Source organism: Amycolatopsis sp. NPDC049868 (genome assembly GCF_044461365.1).
Lineage (GTDB): Bacteria > Actinomycetota > Actinomycetes > Mycobacteriales > Pseudonocardiaceae > Amycolatopsis.
This window is the reverse complement of sequence record NZ_JBITKV010000010.1, coordinates 153,464-171,128: the sequence shown is the minus strand read 5'-3', so window position 1 is coordinate 171,128 and position 17,665 is coordinate 153,464. Positions and strand designations below refer to the sequence as shown.

The 17,665-nt window shown below is 68.2% G+C and carries 17 protein-coding genes; 1 reads left to right on the top strand and 16 read right to left on the bottom strand.

Features of this window, described 5'->3' with window-relative positions; genetic code table 11:
* Positions 1-190: 190 nt before the first annotated feature.
* Positions 191-1,435 (bottom strand): aminotransferase class I/II-fold pyridoxal phosphate-dependent enzyme, encoded by a 1,245-nt coding sequence (locus tag ACIBTM_RS33430; RefSeq protein ID WP_395881135.1) that lies wholly within the window; start codon positions 1,433-1,435, stop codon positions 191-193.
* Between the two features lie 175 nt (positions 1,436-1,610).
* On the opposite strand from ACIBTM_RS33430, the gene ACIBTM_RS33425 reads away from it, so the two are divergent.
* Positions 1,611-2,114, top strand: a complete 504-nt coding sequence (locus tag ACIBTM_RS33425; protein WP_395881134.1) for a hypothetical protein — start codon at positions 1,611-1,613, stop codon at positions 2,112-2,114.
* A gap of 50 nt (positions 2,115-2,164) precedes the next feature.
* Here the strand turns inward: ACIBTM_RS33425 and ACIBTM_RS33420 are convergent, their stop codons facing one another.
* The 15 genes from ACIBTM_RS33420 to ACIBTM_RS33350 all read right to left on the bottom strand — a co-directional run bounded on the left by ACIBTM_RS33420 (position 2,165) and on the right by ACIBTM_RS33350 (position 17,636).
* Positions 2,165-4,744, bottom strand: coding sequence for an FtsX-like permease family protein (locus ACIBTM_RS33420; RefSeq protein ID WP_395881133.1), 2,580 nt, complete (start codon positions 4,742-4,744; stop codon positions 2,165-2,167).
* Positions 4,741-5,436 (bottom strand): ABC transporter ATP-binding protein, encoded by a 696-nt coding sequence (locus ACIBTM_RS33415; protein WP_395881132.1) that lies wholly within the window; start codon positions 5,434-5,436, stop codon positions 4,741-4,743. The genes ACIBTM_RS33420 and ACIBTM_RS33415 overlap by 4 nt, the downstream gene beginning before the upstream one ends.
* An 81-nt stretch (positions 5,437-5,517) precedes the next feature.
* Entirely contained in the window at positions 5,518-5,814 is a 297-nt protein-coding gene (locus ACIBTM_RS33410; protein ID WP_395881131.1) for a hypothetical protein, read from the bottom strand.
* A gap of 478 nt (positions 5,815-6,292) precedes the next feature.
* Positions 6,293-6,787 (bottom strand): hypothetical protein, encoded by a 495-nt coding sequence (locus ACIBTM_RS33405; RefSeq protein ID WP_395881130.1) that lies wholly within the window; start codon positions 6,785-6,787, stop codon positions 6,293-6,295.
* On the bottom strand, positions 6,784-7,272 hold the full coding sequence (locus ACIBTM_RS33400) for a hypothetical protein (protein WP_395881129.1): 489 nt from the start codon (positions 7,270-7,272) through the stop codon (positions 6,784-6,786). Before ACIBTM_RS33400 ends, ACIBTM_RS33405 begins: the two co-directional genes overlap by 4 nt.
* Positions 7,272-8,507, bottom strand: coding sequence for an MCE family protein (locus ACIBTM_RS33395; RefSeq protein ID WP_395881128.1), 1,236 nt, complete (start codon positions 8,505-8,507; stop codon positions 7,272-7,274). The genes ACIBTM_RS33400 and ACIBTM_RS33395 overlap by 1 nt, the downstream gene beginning before the upstream one ends.
* A complete protein-coding gene (locus tag ACIBTM_RS33390; RefSeq protein ID WP_395881127.1) occupies positions 8,504-9,697 on the bottom strand; it encodes an MCE family protein in 1,194 nt (397 codons plus the stop codon). The genes ACIBTM_RS33395 and ACIBTM_RS33390 overlap by 4 nt, the downstream gene beginning before the upstream one ends.
* Positions 9,694-10,875 (bottom strand): MCE family protein, encoded by a 1,182-nt coding sequence (locus ACIBTM_RS33385; RefSeq protein ID WP_395881126.1) that lies wholly within the window; start codon positions 10,873-10,875, stop codon positions 9,694-9,696. The genes ACIBTM_RS33390 and ACIBTM_RS33385 overlap by 4 nt, the downstream gene beginning before the upstream one ends.
* Entirely contained in the window at positions 10,872-11,903 is a 1,032-nt protein-coding gene (locus ACIBTM_RS33380) for an MCE family protein (RefSeq protein WP_037343494.1), read from the bottom strand. Before ACIBTM_RS33380 ends, ACIBTM_RS33385 begins: the two co-directional genes overlap by 4 nt.
* Positions 11,900-12,937, bottom strand: a complete 1,038-nt coding sequence (locus ACIBTM_RS33375) for an MCE family protein (RefSeq protein ID WP_395881125.1) — start codon at positions 12,935-12,937, stop codon at positions 11,900-11,902. Before ACIBTM_RS33375 ends, ACIBTM_RS33380 begins: the two co-directional genes overlap by 4 nt.
* A complete protein-coding gene (locus ACIBTM_RS33370) occupies positions 12,934-14,250 on the bottom strand; it encodes an MCE family protein (protein ID WP_395881124.1) in 1,317 nt (438 codons plus the stop codon). The genes ACIBTM_RS33375 and ACIBTM_RS33370 overlap by 4 nt, the downstream gene beginning before the upstream one ends.
* Positions 14,247-15,095 (bottom strand): ABC transporter permease, encoded by an 849-nt coding sequence (locus ACIBTM_RS33365; RefSeq protein WP_016332769.1) that lies wholly within the window; start codon positions 15,093-15,095, stop codon positions 14,247-14,249. Before ACIBTM_RS33365 ends, ACIBTM_RS33370 begins: the two co-directional genes overlap by 4 nt.
* 1 nt (position 15,096) lies before the next feature.
* Positions 15,097-15,882 carry an ABC transporter permease gene (locus tag ACIBTM_RS33360; RefSeq protein WP_125675589.1) on the bottom strand — a complete coding sequence of 262 codons (786 nt, stop codon included), beginning with the start codon at positions 15,880-15,882 and terminating at the stop codon, positions 15,097-15,099.
* A 91-nt stretch (positions 15,883-15,973) separates the two neighbouring features.
* Positions 15,974-16,735, bottom strand: coding sequence for a glucose 1-dehydrogenase (locus ACIBTM_RS33355; RefSeq protein WP_395881123.1), 762 nt, complete (start codon positions 16,733-16,735; stop codon positions 15,974-15,976).
* 16 nt (positions 16,736-16,751) lie between these two features.
* Positions 16,752-17,636, bottom strand: coding sequence for a 3-oxoacyl-ACP reductase (locus tag ACIBTM_RS33350; RefSeq protein ID WP_395881122.1), 885 nt, complete (start codon positions 17,634-17,636; stop codon positions 16,752-16,754).
* Between the last annotated feature and the right edge of the window lie 29 nt (positions 17,637-17,665).

The window sequence follows — 17,665 nt, the reverse complement described above, 5'->3', positions numbered from 1 at the left end:
CTTTCGGGACACCTGACGTCGCGAAAGTGGCTTTCGCGACATGCGCCTCGTCGGCAAGGCTCTCGGTGGTTCGGCGCAAAACGCCCGAACCGGCCGCAACTGCCCTGAAAGTGTCCCCTGTGGACGGTCAAGAAGCTGTCAGGCCACCGCGACGAGCCCCCGCCACCCACTTGACCAGCGGATAGGCGACTTACTTCTTCGTCGCCGCGGCAAGGCGAACGCAGACGGCGAGACCGCGGATGGCCTCTTCCACCTCGGCCAGCTCGGGGTACGTCGGCGCGATGCGGATGACGGCGTCCTCGGGGTCGTCGCCGTACGGGTGGGTCGCGCCGGCCGGGGTCAGGGCGATGCCCGCCTCCTTGGCCAGCCGCACGACCTCCTTGGCGGTCCCGGACGGGACGGTCAGCGAGATGAAGTACCCGCCGGTCGGCTTGGTCCAGGACGCGAGGCCCGATTCGCCCAGTTCCTTGGTGAGGATCTCGTCGACGGCCGCGAACTTCGGCCCGATGAGCTCGGCGTGCTTGCGCATGTGCTCGCGGACGCCGTCCTCGTCGCGCAGGAACAGCGCGTGGCGGAGCTGGTTGACCTTGTCCGGGCCGATGGTCCGCTTGCCGATGAGGCCGGTCCACCAGGCCAGGTTCGCCTCGGAGGCACCGAAGAAGCCGACGCCGCCGCCCGCGTAGGTGACCTTCGAGGTGGAGCCGAAGACGAACACGCGGTCGGCGTTACCCGCCTCGGTGGCCAGCGCGAGCAGGTCGGCCAGCGACGCCTCGTCCTCGGTGAGGTGGTGCACGGCGTAGGCGTTGTCCCAGAAGATGCGGAAGTCCGGGGCGGCCGTGGTCATCGTCGCCAGGCGGCGCACGGTGTCGTCGCTGTAGGTGACGCCGGTCGGGTTGCTGTACTTCGGCACGCACCAGATGCCCTTGATCGCGGCGTCCTCGGCGACGAGACGCTCGACGACCTCCATGTCCGGGCCGGTCTCGGTGAGCGGCACCTGGATCAGCTCGATCCCGAAGCGTTCGGCCAGCGCGAAGTGACGGTCGTAGCCCGGCACGGGGCACAGGAACTTGACGCTCGGCTCGTCGGCCCAGCGGCGCTCGGCGCCCGGGAGCTTGCTGAGGAAGGCCTGCACGATCGAATCGTGCATGAGCTCCAGGCTGGAGTTGCCCGCGGCGAGCAGCTGCTCGGCCGGGACCTGCAGCGGCCCGGCGAAGATGCGGCGGAGCTCGGGCAGGCCCTTGAGGCCGCCGTAGTTGCGGACGTCCGTGCCGTCCTCGGCCTTGCGCACATCTCCGGGGAGGGCGAGCAACCCGTCGGCGAGGTCCAGCTGGCGAGGGGACGGCTTGCCGCGGGTGATGTCCAGGGAGAGGCCACGGTCGACGAGGGCCGCGTAGTCGCGGCGGGCGCTCTCGACATCGACAGGTGCAGTGGTCATGCCTAACGCTAAACCCGGCGGAGGTCGGGCGTGAGACGAGGGTGGCCCTAGGCCCGCGCGCACAAGATCCGATAACGGTTCCGGCGCTTTTTTCATCGTTCGTAACGAGGCCAAATGCCCTATTGAACCGGCACCGTTTCCCGCATTCTCGGCAGTACGAGGAAAAGGGGAGAAAATGAGAGCGAAGAAGTGGGCAGCGGTGACGCTGATGGCGGCGGGAACACTGGCCGCGTGCGCGGTACCGAATCAGGGAACGGCGACTCCGGCCGTCACGGTGGCCGCTCCCCCGAACACGATCGTGATCCAGCCACCCGCGGTCGCCGCCCCGCCGCAGACGGTTTATGTCGCACCGCCCACGACACAGACGGTCTATCCCGCACCCTCGGTTCCCGTGGCACAAACGGTGATCGCCTTCTACGACGCGATCAACCGGCGTGATTTCCTCACCGCGTGGAATCTCGGCGGGCAACGGCTGGCGAAAGGCGGCACTTTCGCTTCCTGGTCCAGTGGATACGCGACGACTTCGTGGGCGGCCGTCACCGTGCGGAGCGTGCGCGGGAACACCGTGTACGTCGACCTTTCGGCGCGACAGAACGACGGTTCACTCCGCACTTTTTCCGGTTCTTACACCGTTTCCGGCGGCGTGATCACCGGCGCGAACATGAAACGCCTCTCCTGACGCCGCCGCTCCCGGCGGCGATGCGTGAGCGGGCCAAACGCCCGCCTGGTTCACTCCATGACGCGCGGAACGGGCAGCCGGGCCGAGGTGAGCTGCCGGGCCGCGATCAGCGCCACCGCGACGAGGAGCAGCGAACCACCGACGCTGAACAGCACCGGGGTGAGCGTCCAGCCACTTCGCTCTGCGTGCAGGGACGAAGCCGCCGCCGCGTAGCCTGCCGCGATCCCGATCACGGCACCGGAGATGGCGACGAGTCCAGCCTGTCCGGCCGCTATCCGGCGCCTGAGCCGGGGATCGGCACCCACGGCCGCGAGCACGGCGAAATCACCTCTGGACTCACCGGCCGCCAGCGCGACGCCGGTGATCACGATGGCGAGGGACAGCGCGACCGCGACCCCGGCGGCGATCTGGTTGACGGCCATGATCGTGCGGGGTTTCGGATCACCTCGCTCGACCGTCAGTTCCCCCGCACCCGCCGTTCCCCGCAGCAGCAGGGATCGCACCTCGTCCTCGAGTCCCGGCGTGGGGATCGAGGAGCCGCGGAACAGCATCGAGACATCGCCTCGAGGCTTAAGGCCGTACCGTTCCGCGCTCGCCTCCGACAGCAGCACCATGGGCGCGAGCTGGGTCTGCTGATTCCCGACGACCACGGCGGGCAGGGTGTGCCGCCGTTCCTCGGTCCGTCCTGGCTCCGGCAGCGAAGTGGCGCCGCCGACGCCGTCCACCGCCCCTGGTCGCAACGTGACCTTTCCCGTGTCGTCCCGCAGCGCCGGATTCAGGACCAACGCCGCGCCGGTGTCGAACGCAGCGGATTCGGTCGCGTCCGGGGGCCGCCCGATCAGCGCCGGCAGTGCACTGGGTGCCGCGGCCGCCACCACCGGCGCGGTCAAGGAGAACCCCGTCTGCTTCGCGCACTCGTCCACACTGACGTTCTGGGAGCCGCCGCGGAGGGACTGGTCGAGACAGCGCCGAAGGGTGCTGTCGGCCTGAACGAAACCTGGGAGCCCGCCTCGCTCCGCCGGATAGATCACTTCGCGGAACACCCCGGTACCGGGCATCCCGAGCTTCGCGGCCGCGACCGCCGCCGTCTCGCGATCGAGTGGCTGGTCGGCGGAGAACACGGCCGTGCCCTCCACTGTGGACGGCACGTAACCGGTCGACTGCCTGGCCAGCCCGGTCAGCAGGAACGCCGCGGTCGTGGTGAACATGACGATCCCCGCGATCGCGGTGGCCAGCGCGGACGGCCGGGCGGTCGCCATCGAGGCGTCGCGCAGGACGAGACGAAACCACAGCGGACCTCGGTGCCCCCGCACCAGCGCGGCCAAGACGACCGTCAGGCCGAATCCGCAGCCGAGCACGATCAGGGCACCGCCCAGCACTGCCGGGCCGGGCCCCGCGGTGAAGCCGAGACCGAGCAGCGCCACGCCCGCGACGACGAGGCCGAGCGCGGTGAACCGCCGCGCCGTTCCGGCTCGTGCGGCGACCACGTCCCTGCCGTGCAACGCGTCGAGCGGTCTGGCGACCGCGGCCGGCCTGCCGACGAGCACCGAGCTGATCGTGGTGGCGAGCACCGCGAACAGGGCGATGATCAGGAGGAGGCCGTAGGGAATCGTCAGTGCGCCCCAATCCTGATCGGCGCGGTCCTCGAAGACGGGCAGCAGTGCCCACGCGGCCAGAACCCCCGCGGGCACTCCGACGGCGACAGCCAGACATCCGCACAGCACTCCCGTGGCGTAGGCGATCGACACACGCTGCCGCGGCTCGGCGCCGACCACGGCGAGCAGGCCGTGTGTCCGGCGTTGCCGCCGGGCGACGACCGCGAACGCGGCGCAGGTGACAACCGCGATCTCGGCCAGCACGGCAAGGAAGACACCCAGTACCTCCAGCACCGGAGTCTCCTCGATCCGGCTGAGCACGCCCGCCCGGTCGAGAACGGTCTCACCGGCGGCCGCCAGCGCGCCTGGCTCGCCACGCACCAGCCAGACCAGGGAAACGTCCCCGCCGGCGCTCACCACGGGATCCACCGCGGCCAGCACGGAGGGGGTGAGCGGGACGATCACGAAGGCCGAGGCGGTGTCGATACGGTCCGCGTAGAGACCGGACACGACGGCGTCACGGCCGCCCGCGGACAATCGGACGGTTTCGCCTGGCGCCACCCCGAGCCGCCCGGCGACCGCGACGGAAAGACCGATTTCCCGCTCTGGCTCCGGAGCACGTCCCTCCACCAGCCCGAACAAGGGCGAGGTCGTCGCGGTCTCGGCGAAGGCATGCAACGCCACGGAAACGTCCCGGTTCCCGGCGCCGACGACGGCCCTCGTTTCGAGGAGCGGCTCAGGATCGCTCCCGGGCCCCAGCGCCGTGGTCAGCCTGGCCTCGCCTGCGCTCACCTGTTCCGTCAACGGGACGTCGGGCACGGGGACCGACGTGATCCGCCCGTCCGCCCCGCCGAGCGCCCGGGCGATCCTTTCCTCCGGGGAGAACTCCGAAGTCGCCGTCACCGTGAAATACGCGCACACGCCGATCAAAGGCAGCGCGACGAGCGCGACGACCAGGATGGTGACACCCCGGCTTCGCCGCAGCTCCCGTCCCGCGATGCGCAGCGCGAGTCTCCAACGCCGCAAAACGTTCATCGGGCGGCACCCGGTTTCTCGACGAGTGCACCGTCGAGCAGGTCGATGCGGCGGTCCGCCCACTGCGCCACCGCCGCGTCGTGTGTCACCACCATGCCCGCCGCTCCGTCGTCCACCTGCTTGCGCAGGAACTGCAGGACTTCGGCAGCGGTCGCCGAATCCAAAGCCCCGGTGGGTTCGTCGGCGAGCAGCACCTTGCGCCCGCCCGAGAGCGCGCGGGAGATGGCCACCCGCTGTTGCTGTCCGCCGGAAAGCTGATCGGGGAAACGATCTTCGAGACCGCTCAGGTCCACCGCGACCAGCGCGGCGCGGGCCTGCGCGGCGGCCTCCCGGCGGTTCACCCCGTCGAGTTCCGCGGGGAGCATCACGTTTTCCAATACGGTCAGCGTCTTCACCAGATTGTAGTTCTGGAAGACGAAGCCGATATTGCGGCGCCGATGACGGAAGAGTTTCTTGGCGCTCAGTTTCCCGAGTTCGACCCCGGCGACCGTCACCGTTCCGGAGTCGGGCCGCTCGAGCCCTCCGGCCACCAGCAGCAGAGTGGACTTTCCCGAGCCGCTGGGACCGAGCACCGCGACCAGCTCGCCCGGTTTCACGGCCACATCGACGTCGCGTAACGCGTGCACGGTGGTTTCACCGGCGACATAACGGCGATGAATACCGGAAAGCCGAATGAGCGCTTCTTCCACCATCGAGTCACCCCTCATTTTCGGCAAGGCTACCGCGAGCGGGCAGTCCGGACAACGGCCCGGCAGCCCGCTCGCGGCATTCGCTCAGTTCCGGGTTTCCACGATCACACCACGGATACTGAACAGACAGCTTCCCGTTCTCAACGCCCAGGTGCCTCTGCCGACCCACGGGCTGTAGGTGTCGGGAGCGAAGGCGCAATCCGCACGGAGCCGGACCTCGCCGCTACGGACGACACAGGTGCCGATCCCCTGGTCTCCCGAAGTACTGGTCACACAACTGACGTCCGCCGCCGAAGCGGGGGAGACCGCGACAAGCGACCCGGCCGCCACCGCCGCCGCCACTCCCACACCGGACACCACACGTTTCACCACGGAATTCATCAAGCTCACCCTTCGACTTGAGTTGACTTGCAAGGCAACAACTCCGGAATCCGCCATTATTCAGGAATGGATAATGGTTCAGATCGTTCAGCACGATTTCCCCAAGCCGGACACATCCGAAGCACGAAAAACACCAGAACGGCGAAGATCACCGCCACCACACTTCGGCAATCAGAGCTCATCCGACCGAAAAGTACGGATTCCGCAAACAGTTCCCCATCCCCAGAGATCGACATTTTCGACCTCACGGCGAAGATTACTCTCACGACTCCCGCGGACAAAAAGACCCATTCGAGTGAACCGGGGCCGGACCCTCCACAAAGGAGATTTCACGGCGCCTGCCTCGGCAAACACGAGATCGACCCCACCGTTCCGGGATCCGCGCCACTGCGGGTGCCACAATTAAAAATTCAGCTTTCACGCAGATCATCCGAACGTTTTCAGGATCCCCGGGCGGCTCGGCGATCACTCGCGACGCTCAGAGCGGGGTGAGCTGGGAGATCTTCCACCGGCCGTCGATCCGCACCGCCGCGACCGAAAGCTGGGACACCGTCGACTGCGGCGCCCCGCCACCGGCGGTCATCGTCTGCTGGTCGAGGAACAACAGCACCTCGGCCTGATCGCCGCGCAGGGACCGGACGCCCAGTGACCGCACCGTCGTCGTGCGCACCAGCTTCTCTTCCTCGGCCCGCTTCCGCGCCGACGCGAACTGGTCCCGGTACTGGCCGGTCGCCTCGCCGGTCAGCACGTCGGCCGCGGCCCGCTCGGTGCGCGCGAGGTTGCTGTAGTCGTAGGAGAACACCGCCTTCACCCCGGCGCCGACCTGGTCCGCGACCTCGGCCGTGGCGGCCTGGTCGACCAGTGCCGCGTTGCCGTCCGACCCCAGCGAGGACGCCTGGAAGCCGAACCACACCGCGCAACCGGTGGCCACCACGATGATCGCGATCAGGAGCCGCGGGACGCGCCCGGTCATGCGCCGGCCGCCTGGACCGCGCTGACCTTCCAGCCGTCCTGGACACGCTGGTAGTCCACGGTCAGCCTGCTCACCTTCGGCGCGGCCGATCCGCCGCCGGTGCTGACCCGCACGTCCAGCACGGCCATCAGGCGCGCCGTCCCGGCAGCGGCGTCGAGCTCGGTGACCGCGGCCTGCTTGAGCTTCGCGGTGGCGACGGTCTTGCTCGCGTTCGCCCGGTCGATCTGGATCTGCCGGTCGCCGGTGAGGTCCTTGCCCAGCCGTCCGGTGGTGACGCCGAGCCAGCGGTCGACGTCCTTCGCCCCGCTGCGGTAGTCGATCGTGTTGAGCACCTCCAGCTGGCCGGCCGCGGCGGCGAGGACAGCCTCACGCTCACGGCCCCTGGCCAGGCCGTCGTCGCCCGCGGCGCGCCACCACGACCAGCCGGACCAGGCGGCCGCGAGGACCGCCAGCGCGGCCACGACGGTGAGGGCGCGGGTGAGCATCACTTCCCGCCCAGCAACGCGCCGAGCCCGCCGGGCGCGGATCCGGTGAGCAGGCTCAGCACACCCGGCAACTGGGCGGATTCCGCCGCCTGCGGGGTCTGCTTCGGCCGCTCCGGGACCGCGGGCGGCTTCCCGGCGTACGGGGCGTTCTGCGAGCCTCGCACGCCCGTGGGGCTTCCTGGCGGCTCGGCGCAGTACGCCTGGGTGTTCACCGGCGCTTCGGTGGTGTCGTTGGCGGGACGCTGCTTCGTGCCCTCGTAGCCCTTCGTGCACGAGATCGGGTCGAAGAAGTTGAACACGACGCCGAGGTGACCGGTGCCGTCCGGCGACGTCGAGCGCGAGAACGCCGAGATGATCGGGTACGCGACCAGGAGTTCTTCGATGGCGTCGGTGCGGGCGGAGGTGATCTGGGCGGTCGTGAGCGTGTTCGCGAACAGCACCCCGAGGTCGGTCCCGGAGACCGCGAGCACGTCGCTGATCTGGCGGCTCAGCTTCGGTGCCTCGTCGATCACGCGCCGTAGGTCCGGGTCGGACGTCTTCAGCTGCGCGGCGATCGTCTTGAGCCCGCTGGAGAACTGGGTGATGTTGTCCGCCTGCCGCCGCTGCGTGTCCAGCACCGTCCGCGAGTTGGCGAGCAGGCCCTGGGTGTCGGGCAGGTACTGCGTCGCCGTGGCGGTGAGCGAACCCGTGCTGTTCAGCAGCTGCCGCAGATCCGGGCCGGCGTTCGCGAACGCCTCGTAGGTCTCGTCGACGACGGTCCGCAGCGATTCCGGCTTCACACTCGACACCAGCTTGTCCAAATTGGACAGCACGGTGTCCGGGGCGAGCGGGATCGAGGTCTTGTCGCGTTCGATGACCGACCCCTCGGCCAGATACGGCCCGTTTTCGTGCATGGGCAGCAGATCGACGTACTGCTCCCCCACCGCCGACCGGTTCGCGACCGCGGCCTTGGTGTCCGCGGGGATCTTCGGCGCGCCCGAATCGATGTCGAGGCCGAGGTCGATGCCGTGTTCGGTGAGCGTCATCGACGCGACCTTGCCGACCGCGACGCCGCGATAGGAGACCTCCGCGTTGACGAAGATCCCGCCGGAATCCACCAGCTGCGCGGTGACGAGGTAGCCGCGGGTGCCGAAGAGCCGGTCCAGCCCGGCGTAGTTGCCGCCCGCGTAGACGACCGAAACCACCGCGATGACCACGAACATCGCCAGCTGGATCCTGATCTTGCGCGTGATCACCGGCCACCTCCGAGCAACGGTCCGAGGATCCCGCCCAGTACGTCTCCTTGGGATCCCTGAGGAGCCTGTGGGAGATCGCCGGTGGGCAGGGGCAGCACAGGCGGGGCGGCACCGTTGTTGAACGGGATCGCACCGGGCGTGCCGGTGCCCTGGGTGCCCGGCAGCTGGATGATCGGCTGCGACGAGTTGTTCATGTTCTCCAGGAAGGTGTCCAGTTTCAGGTCGATCTTGGCTTCCACGTTCGCGTAGTCGCCCTTGATCACGTTGCCCGCGTAGTCCGGGAACGGATATGTGAGCAGGATCCGCAGCGCGGTCGGCAGGTCCTGGCCCGCCTCGGTGAGTTTCTTCAGTGTGGGCTGCAACGCCCGCAGGTTCGCGACCAGCGTGTCCTTGCTCGCCTTGATCGTCTCGGTCGCCACCCCGGAAAGGGTGTTCAGCGACTGAAGCATGCCGACGAGCTGATCCCGTTGCTCGGTCACGACCTTGAGCCCCGGCGACAGGTTGTCGAGCGCGTTCGTGAGGTTCTGCGTCTGGCCGACCAGGGTTTTGGAAAGCCGGTCGAGACCGTCGATGGCGCGCAGGATCTCGCCCTTGTGCCCGTCGAGTTCGGTCGCCAGCTTGTCCACTTGGGACAGCAGGCCGCGGACCTCGGCCTCGTTACCGGTGAGCGCTTCGTTGAGTTCGTGGCTGATCTTCTGGATCTGTTCGACCCCGCCACCGTTGAGCAGCAGGGAAAGCGCGCCGAGGACCTCTTCGACCTCGGGGTTGCGGTTCGTGCGGTCCAACGGGATCTTCGCGCCCTCGGCGAGCGTTCCTTCGGGTTTCCCAGGAGCGTGCAGGTCGACGAACTTCTCCCCGAGCAGGCTCGACTGCCGCAGCTCGGCACGCGCGTTCGCGGGCAGCGCGATGTCGCCGTTGACCACCATGCTCACCCACGCCGAGCGTGTGTCCGGCGCGAGATCGATCTTCTCGACCCGGCCGACCGGGACGTCGTTGACCTTCACACTCGCCTGCGGCACGAGGTCGAGGACGTCGGAGAACTGCGCGGAGAGCCGGTACGGGTGGTCCCCGAGATCCGCGCCTCCCGGCAAGGGAGTGTTGTACAGCCCCGAAAACCCGCCGTCACTGCACCCGGCGAGCACGAGGACGCCCGCCATCACTCCCGCGATCTTCTGCCGCTGCCGCCTCATTTCGGGAGTCCTTTGGTCATGACGTCGACCAGCGGGAGCGGCAACGGCGGCAGTTCGCCGCTCTGCAGCGAGGCCAGCACCTGCGGGACCGACGGGAGTTTCAGCGTGCCGTCGAGGACGGGCGCGAGCTGTTTGCAGATGTTGCCCAGCGCGTCCGGGATCGGTTTCGGGGTGCTCGCGCTGATCAGGCGGCATACGGTCAGGATCGGGGGGTGGGTCAGCTCGTTCAGGTTGTCGCGCACCGCGATCGTGCCGGACGCGGCGTCGTAGGAGTTGATGAAGTTGGTCGCCCCGGTCGGCGCGATGTCGATCACCTCGGCGAGCGAGGCCCGCTGGTCCACGAGCACCTTCGTCAGCCCGGCCAGCTTGTCCACATTGGACGAGAGCAGATCCTTGTTCTCCGCGACGAACTTCTCGACGTCGCCCATCGCCGTCGCCAGTGAGCTCAGCGCCGCGCCCACATCGGCGGAGTCGGCGGCCAGGAAACCGCTCACGTCCGCCGCCCGGCGATAGAACTCGTTGAGCTGCTTGTCGCTTTCGGCCAGCGCGCCGGTGAAGGAGTTCAGGTTCTGCACGGTGGTGAACAGGTCGCCTTTGGAGCTGTCCAGGGTCTTGGCCAGTTCGGACAGCCGCGTCACCGTGGTGTTGAGGTTCTTCCCGTTGCCGGCGAGGTTCGCCGCCGCGGTGTCCAGCACGTCGGACAGCGCGCCGTTCTTGTTGGCGCCGTTGGGCCCCAGGCTGGTCGAGAGCTTGTCGAGGCTGGTGTAGAGGTCGTCGAGTTCAGCGGGCGTCGCCGTCTTCTCCTTGGCGATCACCGTGTCCGACGCCATTTCGGGGCCGCTCTCGTACGCCGGGGTCAGCTGGACGTAGCGGTCGCTGACCAGGCTCGGTGCTACGACAACCGCGCCCGCGTCGGCCGGGATCGGGGTGTCGCCGTCGATCCTCATGTCGACCCGGACCGCCTCGCCCTGCGGTGTCACGCCGGTGATCTCCCCGACCTTCACCCCGAGCACCCGGACCGACGAACCCGCGTAGAGCCCGACGGTCTTGCCGAAGTAGGCGCTGATCCTGGTCCCGCCCGGTTCCTTGAACACCAGCCACAGCCCGGCGGTCAGGAGCAGCACGAGGACGCAGGCGAACGCGACCCAGTTGTAGAGCGTGCGGGTCCGGGTGCTCATCGTCCGCCCACCCCCTGGTTCGGCGCCGCGATCGGCGGGGTGCAGCCCTCCGGGTTCACCTGGAACGCGCCCGCGATGATCGTCGGCGGCAGCAGGCCGCACAGGTAGCCCTCGAACCAGCGTCCGTTGCCGGTCGCGTTGGCGCCGACGCGGGCGAACGGCGCCATCAGCGCGAGGCTGCGGCTGAGGTTGTCCTGGTTGCGCTGCAGGATGTCGGTGACCTTGCCGAGTTTCTCCAGCGTCGGCTTCAGCTGTTGCCGGTTGTCGGCGACGAGACCGGACAGCTGCGCGGAAACCTGTTGCGTGCCCTTGAGCAAGGTGCTGATCGCGTCCTTCCGGTTCTGCAGCTCGGCGAGCAGGAGATTGCCGTCGTCGAGGATCCGTTTCAGCTGCGCGTTGCGATCGGACAGGGTCTTGGACACCTTGCTCGTGTTGGCCAGCAACGCCTTCAGGTCACTGTCGCGTGAGGACACCGTCTTGGACAACGACGAAAGCCCGCCGAGGGCGTCCTTGAGGTACTGCGGGCTGTCCTTGAGCGCGTCGGAGAGGACGGTGAAACTCGTCGCCAGCTGCGCGGTGTCGATCTCGCCGACCGTGCCCGACAGCTCCTGGAACGCGTCCTGCAGTTCGAACGGCGTCCGCGTGCGGTCGAGCCCGATGGTGGTGTTCGGGTCCTGGTTCGCCTTGCCCTTCGGCGTGAGCGCGAGGAACTTCTCCCCCAGCAGCGTCTTGATCTCGATCGACGCGGCGGTCGCGTCGCCGACCCGGACGTCCTTGACCCGGAACTTCACCAGTACCTTCTTGCCGGCCAGCTCGACTGAGCTGACCTGCCCGACCTTGACCCCGGCGACCTGGACCTCGTTGTCCGGCGCCAGCCCGGCCGACTCGCCGAAGTACGCCGAGTACGTCGTCCCGCTGCCGAACAACGGGATCCGGTCGGAGAAGTACGTCGTCGCCGTGATCAGCACGATCAGGATCAGTGTCACGCCGCCGACCACGGCCTGGTTGCGTTCCTTGAGCGGCTTCACGGCCCGCACCTCTCCGGTCGCTGCGTACCGGGCAGCGGCGTGATCGGCAGTTCGATGTCGAGCGACTTGATGCCGATACTGCCGGAGATCCCGCACAGGTAGTAGTTGAACCAGCTGCCGTAGCTCAGCGTCCTGGTGAACTTCTGCAGGTTGCCCGGCAGTACCTGCAGGAGATGGTCGAGCAGCTGTTCCGAGTCACCGAGGTTCTGCGACAGCGCGCCGAGCTGCGCGACGTCGTCCTTGAGCGCCGGCCGCGCGTCGGCGAGCAGGCCGGTCGTGGCGACGGTGAGGTCGCCCAGCGCCTTGACCGCTTCCCCGATCGGCTGGCGCTGCTCGGAAAGCCCCGTGACCAGCCGCTGGGTCTGATCGATCAGCTCGCCCAGCTGTGGCGAGCGTCGCTCGACCGTGCCGAGCACGGTGTTGAGGTTCGCGATGACCTCGCCGATGATCTTGTCCTTGCCCGCGATGGCCGACGTGACCGACGCGGTGTGCGCGAGCAGGCTGGTGATCGTGCCGCCCTCGCCTTGGAAGACCTGGATGATCTCGTAGGACAGTTTGTTGACGTCCGCGGGGTTCAGCGCGCGGAACAGCGGTTTGAACCCGTTGAAGAGCACTGTCAGGTTCAGGGCCGGTTTGGTGCGCTCGGGCGGGATGATCCCGCCGCGTGGCAACGACTTCTCGTCCCCGATATCCGTGCCGAGGGAGAGGTACCGCTGGCCGACCAGGTTGCGGTACTTGATCGTCGCGGTCACCGACGCGGGCAGCCGGTGCGCGGTCTGGACGTCGAAGTGGACCTGGGCGAAGTTCTTTTCGCCCTCCTCGATCTCGATCTTGCCGACCTGGCCGACCTTCACGCCGACGATGCGGACGTCGTCGCCCTCCTTGAGGCCGGACGCGTCGGTGAACTTGGCCGTGTAGCCCGAAGTCTCGCCGAAGTTGGTGTTCGCGATGGTGGCGCCGAGGATCGCGGTGAGCAGCACGGTGACGACCGCGAAGACGAGGATCTTGACCAGATCCGGCACGAAGGACCTCATCGCAGCTCCACCTCCGCCCCGCGGTACAGCGGCCCCACCAGCAGGCTGCCCCAGTTCGGCACCTGGTCCGGCGTCGTGCCCATCGCCGGCGACACGAGCAGGTCGATCAGCCGCTGTTCATCCGGCGTGTTCACGACCGAACCGCCCGCGCTCCCACCCGCGGGCAGCGTGCCGTCGGGATCACGCGGCGGCGCGGGCTTCGACGACCCGTCGTCGATCGCACCGTCCGGCGGGTACTGCGGCCAGCGGCCCGGCGGCGGGACCTCCGGGTAGCACCGCGGCCCGCGTTTGTCGTTGTACTTCGGCTCGTCGACCCCGGGCAGGTACTTGCCCCGGCTCGGCGTGAACTCGATCGTCACCCGGCTGACCTCGGGATGCGCGGTGCCCTTGCCGAACGCGAGTTCCGCGCGCGGCACCGACCCGGCGAGCTGTTTGAGCAGGCACGGATACTCCGGCGCGTATTTCGCGAGGACGTCCAAAGTGGGCTGAAGGTTGGTGGTGAGGCGGATCAGGTTGTCCTGGTTGACCTTCAGGAAACTCGTCAGGTCGATCGAGGCCGCGGTCACCGTCGAGTAGACGTCGGCGAGACCGCGCTGGCTCTCGACCAGGGTCTTGCTCGTGGTGGTCAGATCCGCGAGCGCGGCGAGCAGATCCGGCGCGGCCTTGTCGTAGATCTTGGCGGCGTCGGCGAGTCCGGTGATGTCGGCCTTGAGATCCGGCAGCGACGGGTTCACCTTGCCGAGGTAGTCCGAAAGCCCCGCCATCGTCGCGCCGAGCTGCTTGCCCTGACCGTCCAAAGCGGACGCGACGGCGTTGAGCGTGCTGGCCATCTTCTCCGGCTGGACGGCCTGCAGCAACGGCATCACGTTGCCGAGCACGGTTTCCAGCTCGATCGCGCTGCTGCTGCGGTCCTGCGGGATGAGGTCGCCCTCGGCGATATGTCCTTGGGGCTTCTCGGGGACCTGCAGGGCGACATACCGCTCGCCGAACAACGTCTTCGGCAGCAGCCGCGCGGACACGTTCGACGGGATGACCGACGTCTTGTCCGGCTGCAGCGCCAGGTCCATCGTCGCCCGATCACCGTGGGCCCGGATCCCCCGCACCTCCCCGACGACCATCCCCCGCACCTTGACGTCGGCGCCCTCGCGCATCTGGTTGCCGATGCGATCGGTCTCCAGCTTCACCATGGTCACCGCGGTGAAGGCCTTCTGGTAGAAGGCGATGGTGGTGACGAAGAACAGCACGACCACCACGAGGAAGATCAGCCCCAGCACCTGGTGCCGGAGCCGCCGCAGCAGAATCCCCCTGTTCACCCGGAAATCCTCACTGTCGTGGTGGCGCCCCAGATCGCGAGGCTCAGGAAGAAGTCGAGGACCGAGATCAGCACGATCGAAGTCCGCACCGCGCGGCCGACCGCGACGCCGACCCCGGCGGGCCCACCGCTGGCGGTGTAGCCGTAATAGCAATGCGACAGGATGACGAGCACGCTGAAGATGATCACCTTGAGGAACGACCAGAGCACGTCCTCGGGCGGCAGGAACAGCGTGAAGTAATGGTCGTAGGTGCCCGCGGACTGGCCGTAGAGCCAGATGGTGATCTGCCGCGAGGCGAGATAGGACGAAAGCAGGCCGACGGCGTAGAGCGGGATGACCGCGGTGACCCCGGCGATCACCCGCGTCGTCACGAGATACGGCATGCTCGGCACACCCATCACTTCGAGCGCGTCGATCTCCTCGGAGATCTTCATCGCGCCCAGTTGCGCGGTGAACCCGCAGCCGACGGTGGCCGAAAGCGCGAGCCCGGCCGAAAGCGGCGCGACCTCGCGAGTGTTGAAGTAGGCCGAGATGAACCCGGTGAGCGCCGCCGTGCCGAGCTGGTTCAGCGCCGAGTAACCCTGCAGGCCGACGATGAGACCGGTGAACAGCGTCATCCCGATCATCACGCCGAGCGTCCCGCCGATCACCGCGAGCGCGCCGGTGCCGAAGCTGACTTCGGTCAGCAGCCGGAAGATCTCGCGGCCGTAGCGCCGGATCGTGCGCGGGGTCCACGCCAGCGCGCGGAAGTAGAACGACAGCTGGCCGCCGAAGCCTTCCAGCATCGCTCCTGGACGCGCGATGATCTCGAGCGTCCGATCGGAAACAGCGGGTTCGCCTGCCATGTCACATCGCCTTCGGCGGCACGATCCGCAGGTAGATCGCGGTCAGCACGACATTGATCAGGAACAGCAGCAGGAACGTGATGACCACGGCCTGGTTCACCGCGTCGCCGACGCCCTTCGGCCCGCCCGCCGGGTTCAGCCCGCGGAACGCCGCGACCACTCCGGCGACGAAACCGTAGAGGAGCGCCTTGATCTCGCTGATCCACAGGTCCGGCACCTGAGCGAGGGCGTTGAAGCTGGCGAGGTACGCGCCCGGGGTGCCGCCCTGCATGACGACGTTGAAGAAGTAGCCGCCGAGCACGCCGACGACGCTGACCAAACCGTTCAGCAGCACCGAAACCACGATCGCGGCGAGCACGCGGGGCACGATCAGGCGCTGGATCGGGTTGACCCCGAGTACCTCCATCGCGTCGATCTCTTCGCGGATCTTGCGGGCGCCGATATCGGCGCAGACCGCGCTGCCGCCCGCGCCGGCCACCAGCAGCGCGGTGATCAGCGGGCTCGCCTGCTGCACGATCGCGAGCGCGCTCGCGGCGCCGGTGAACGACTGCGCGCCGATCTGCTGCGTCAGCGATCCCAGTTGCAGGGCGATGACCGCGCCGAACGGGATCGCCACGAGCGCCGTCGGCAGGATGGTGACACTGGCGAAGAACCAGCACTGCTGGATCCATTCGCGAAACTGGAACGGTCGTTTGAAGATCGCGCGCAGGACTTCCCACGACAGCGTCGCGAGCCTGCCGACCTGTGTGAGCGCACCCGTACCGGGGACGGACACCGTCGCTCCCACAGAACCTCCCAGTCGCCTGCCCCGAGTCTTACTCCACCTGTCAACGCCCCATTGCGTTAGCGGTGTTCACTTTGCTCTCGGCACCTCCGCGTCAGAACTTGAGAGCGTGCGTCGCGGTCGCGCCGCCATCGGCGATGAACTCGGCGCCCGTGCTGTACGAACTTTCGTCACTGGCCAGGAACAACACGAGTTTCGCGATGTCCTCCGGCTGCCCGACGCGGCCCAGTGCGACCTTCTTGCCCACCCACGACATGTCGACTTTCTGCCCGCCCGCGGCGGCGGCGACCATCGGGGTGTCGATCGCGCCGGGATGGACCGAATTGACCCGGATGTTCTTCGCGCCGAGTTCGAGCGCGGCGACCTTGGTCATCCCGCGGATCGCGAACTTGCTCGCGGTGTAGGCGACGAGGAACGGCATCCCGGCGAGCCCCTCCACTGAGGACACGTTGACGATGGAGCCGCCTCCGGCCCCGGTCATCGGTTCAACGACCGAACGCATCCCGAGAAACGCCCCGATCTGGTTGACCCGGATGACGCGTTCGTAGTCGGCGAGCGTGGTCTTGCCCAGTTCCGAGAAGTGCAGGATGCCCGCGTTGTTGACCAGCACCGTCGGCGGGCCGAACTCCGAGCGGGTGCGCTCGATCGCCGCGTCCCACTCGGCCTCGTCACCGACGTCGAGGTGCTGGTAGACGGCTGATTCGCCGAGATCGGCGGCGAGTTTCTTGCCGTCGAGGTCGTTGATGTCGGCGATCACCACGCGCGCGCCCTCGGCGACGAACAGCCGCGCGGCCGCCTCGCCCTGCCCGCGGGCGCCGCCGGTGATCAGCGCTACCTTGCCGTCGAGCCTGCCCATCGTCATCTCCTCTGATTCACGGCAGCGACATGATCTCGGAGGCGGAGAACATCCGTTCCGGGTCGCGGTCGGCGAAGTAGCCGCCCACGCTGGTGGCGAGTTCTTCGGGGGTCCAGGTGCCGTTGACGGTGTCGAACCGCTGCTCCACCGACGGCGGCCGCATCAGCGCGACCATCCCGCCGTAGACGAGGAACACCTGGCCGTTGACGCGATCGGCGTCCGGCGAGCAGAGGAAGGACACGAACGGCGCGACATGGTCGACCGAAAGCGGGTCGATCCCCTCCGGCGCGTCGGCGCCGAAGACCGCTTCGGTCATCGCCGTGCGGGCGCGCGGGCAGATCGCGTTGGCGCGGACGCCGTAGCGGGAGAGGCCGCGCGCGGTGGAAACGGTCAGTGCGGCGATACCCGCCTTGGCCGCGCCGTAGTTCGGCTGTCCGGGAGCGCCGAGCAGGAACGACTCCGACGCGGTGTTGACCACCCGGCCGTACACCGGCGCGCCGTCCACTTTGGACTTGTCACGCCAGTACGCCCCGGCGTTGCGCGAAAGCAGGAAATGCCCGCGCAGGTGGACGCGGAGCACCGTGTCCCATTCGTCGTCGGTCATCGAGAACAGCATCCGGTCGCGCAGCACGCCCGCGTTGTTGACCAGGAGGTGCAGCCCGCCGAAATGGTCGACGGCGGCAGTGAGCAGGGCGTCCGCGGTCGCGGACTCCGACACGTCGCCGGTGACCGCGATGGCCTTGCCACCCTCGGCCTCGATCTCGTCGGCCACCGCCTGCGCCGCGGCCGACACGTCGTTGACCACCACCGACGCCCCCGCGGCGGCCAGCGCCAGCGCCTCGGCCCGGCCGAGTCCCGCGCCGGCGCCGGTCACGATGGCCGTCTTGCCGTCCAAACTCACTCCGGGCCTCCTTGCCTCTCCGCACACAG